The organism is Microbacterium umsixpiens (assembly GCF_053543675.1).
Genome location: NZ_JBLVOH010000252.1, coordinates 1 through 2,615, shown reverse-complemented (window position 1 = coordinate 2,615; position 2,615 = coordinate 1). Strand labels below are relative to the sequence as shown.

At 69.3% G+C, this 2,615-nt stretch carries 3 protein-coding genes; all 3 read left to right on the top strand.

Annotated features, from left to right (window positions below; all coding sequences use genetic code 11):
• On the top strand, nt 1–1,078 hold a 1,078-nt coding region (locus tag ACNPM4_RS20735), incomplete at its 5' end, for a GerMN domain-containing protein (protein ID WP_448987026.1).
• A gap of 256 nt (nt 1,079–1,334) precedes the next feature.
• Nucleotides 1,335–1,814, top strand: a complete 480-nt coding sequence (locus ACNPM4_RS20730; protein WP_448987025.1) for a ComF family protein — start codon at nt 1,335–1,337, stop codon at nt 1,812–1,814.
• 135 nt (nt 1,815–1,949) lie between these two features.
• On the top strand, nt 1,950–2,606 hold the full coding sequence (gene hpf, locus ACNPM4_RS20725; protein WP_029261962.1) for a ribosome hibernation-promoting factor, HPF/YfiA family: 657 nt from the start codon (nt 1,950–1,952) through the stop codon (nt 2,604–2,606).
• The last annotated feature ends 9 nt before the right edge of the window (nt 2,607–2,615 follow it).

The window sequence follows — 2,615 nt, the reverse complement described above, 5'->3', positions numbered from 1 at the left end:
GGCGACGACGGTGACGCAAGCCCTGATCGGCGGTGCTCCCAGCGATTGGCTCGACCCGGCCGTGCAGAACGCCTTCCCTGCCGACGTGCAGCTTGCCCAGGATGCCGTCCTCATCACCGGGCAGGTGGCCGACGTCGCCCTCACCCGTCCGGCGACCGCGCTCGACGAGACCACGCTCTCTCGCATGCGCACGCAGTTGCAGGCCACTCTCCGGGCCGCGGGGGTCGCCGTCACCCGCGTGCAGTTCACCGTGGACGGCCGTAGCGTCGACGCCGGGGTCGTCGACGTCGTGGAGCCGTCGGCGGAGATCGGCACGCTCGTGCTGCAGAACGGCGCGTTCGGTCGCATCGTCGGGGACGAGATCTCCCCGATCGCCGGGATCAGTACCGAGATCGCTGCGATGCCGCAGCCCATCGCATCGATCGATGTGGCACTCGACGACTCCATCGCGGCCGTCCAGCTCGGTGACGGGCGGGTGTACCGAGTGGGCGACGGAAGCCGCAACGAGTTCGATGCGCCACCGGGGCTCATCGAACCGTCCCTGGATCCATACGGTTACACCTGGACCGTTCCTGAAGGAGACCCGGCGGCCCTGCAGGCCTGGGGGAGCGATATCGCCGCGCACGCGATCGGGAATGCGTGGCCGACGGCGTCAGCGATCTCGGACCTGCGCGTCGCCGGAGACGGCAGCCGCGTCGCAGCGGTGGTCACCGTCGGCAAGCAGCGCTGGGTCGTCGTGGCCGCCGTCGTCCGCGCCTCGGCGGGACTCCCGGTGGAACTCGGAGATGCCAAGCAGCTGGTGCAGATCGACGAGCCGGCGACCGGTCTGGTGTGGCTGGGGCCGGATCGGCTGGGCGTGCTGGTAGATCCGGTCAGCCCCCGGCTCATCACCCAGACGGTGGGCGGACCCGGCACCTCGGAGGCCGCTCCGGGCGACGCCGTCTCGGCCGCAGGTGCGCGGACCGCTGCCGGCGTTCGCATCCTCGGCGCCGGCGGGCATCTGTTCGCCCATGCGGGGTCGGCGTGGCGCGAGGTGGCGTCCGACGTCTCGGTGCTCGCCACGCGCGTCGGAGAGTGACTCTTCCTGCACGCCAGGGGAATGGTCGCGGTTCTCGGCGGCAGCGGCTTCTTCGTCTGCATGGTCGAGGGCGCGGCCCCAGAATCGTCGGATGCGGACATCTTCTCGTCTCCTCGGTGTCGGAACGGAGTTGGCGGCGTTCCTGCTGGCGGCGACGTGCGCAGGCTGTGACCAGCCGGGAACGCTGCTGTGTCCGCGGTGCCGGTGCGACCTGACACCGCGCCCGCGATCCTCGCTGACGCCGGGAGGTCTGCCTGTGCACGCCGCGCTCGAGTTCGAAGGGGTCGCGGCACGCTGCATCCGCCGGCTCAAGGGTGAGGGTGAGACGTATCTCGCGCGGCCGCTGGCCACGGCGCTCGCGACGGTGCTCTCCCCATTCGTGACGCCGATGACCTGGATCGTGCCGGTCCCCACCGCGCGAAGAGCGTTCCGCCGCCGTGGCTATCGCGTCCCCGAGCTGCTGATCCGTCGTGCACACGCACAGCCGCAGCCGCTGCTCGCGGTCGTGGCCGCAGCGGCCGACCAGCGTGGCCTGGGTGCGCGTGAGCGCGAGGAGAACGTTCGCGGCACGATGCGTGCACGGGGACGGGGAGGGGGCGCCGAGGTCGTGCTCGTCGACGACGTCGTCACCACCGGTGCCACGCTCGACGAGGCAGCCAGGGCGCTCCGAGCGGCCGGCTTTCGCATTGTGGTGGCGGTCGCGCTCGCCGCCACGCCGCATCGATCGGGATTCTGAGGAACCTCATCGAGAACGCACCGGCGACACAGGGTCGCAACCCCGTGACATCCGTCGACGGTCGGACTACGGTGGGGTGACACAAGGCGACCACGGTCCGCCCTTGGCCGGGAGGACCGGGACAAGGAGGCAGCAATGGAAACAAGCATCGTTGGCGTCGGAGTGGGTATCACCGATCGCTTCCGAACCGTTGTCGAAGAGAAGATCGCCAAGGTCCAGATGTTCGCGTCACGGGCGCAACGGCTGGACGTCAAAGTCACCCACCGCGTGTATCGCAACGGCCGCATCCCGGACGAGACCGTCGAGCTGACGCTGGTGGGCAAGGGACCTGTCGTCCGCGCGGAGGCGACGGACGGCGACAAGTTCGTGGCTCTCGACCTCGCCATCGACAAGATGTCCGAGCAACTTCGTCGTGCGAAGGAGAAGCGTGTCGATGGCCGACAGCACCCGCGCGGCGCCCACTTCGAGAAGGGCAGCGGATCGCTGGAAGGCATCGACGTCCAGCCGGCATCCGCGGATGTTCTTCATGCCGTCGCGACGGGCAACGTGCCGGTGCAGCAGCCGGAAGACGAGACCTACTCGCCCGTCGTCATCCGCACGAAGAGTTTCGACGCCGAGTGGATGACTGTGGAAGAGGCGGTCGATCGGATGGAACTGGTCGGACACGACTTCTTCCTCTTCGTCGATGTCCGCACCGACCACCCGAGCGTCGTGTACCGACGCAAGGGCTGGGACTACGGCGTGATCGCACTGAGCACGCAGGCGCCGCCGTCTGAGGCGCTCGCTTCCTGACGGAGTCGC

Excerpts from the sequence above, each read along its gene's own strand:
- hpf (WP_029261962.1), top strand. The coding sequence starts at position 1,950 with ATGGAAACAAGCATCGTTGGCGTCGGAGTGGGTATCACCGATCGCTTC.